Origin of the sequence: Paraburkholderia sediminicola (genome assembly GCF_046026895.1) — a bacterium.
GTDB lineage: Bacteria > Pseudomonadota > Gammaproteobacteria > Burkholderiales > Burkholderiaceae > Paraburkholderia > Paraburkholderia sediminicola_C.
Window position 1 is genome coordinate 1 of the sequence record NZ_JAQQEU010000332.1, and the last position, 208, is coordinate 208.

1 protein-coding gene is annotated in these 208 nt (G+C 62.0%); it reads left to right on the plus strand.

Annotated features, from left to right (window positions below; genetic code table 11):
• Positions 1 to 208: integrase core domain-containing protein (locus PQR02_RS40995; RefSeq protein WP_408243479.1), on the plus strand; the 208-nt coding region annotated here is incomplete at both ends.

Genomic DNA, 208 nt, shown 5'->3' on the forward strand with positions numbered 1-208 from the left:
GATTGCCTTTGGACGGCGCTGCCGTGAAGCAGGCGTACAGCCGTCGATGGGCACGGCCGGCGATGCTTACGACAACGCGATGTGCGAGTCGTTCTTCGGCACGCTCGAAGCCGAACTGCTCTGTCGCGAACAATTCGCCACCCACGAACAGGCACGGCGGCGTCTGTTCTCGTTTCTGGAGAGCTGGTACAACATACGCCGCCTGCAC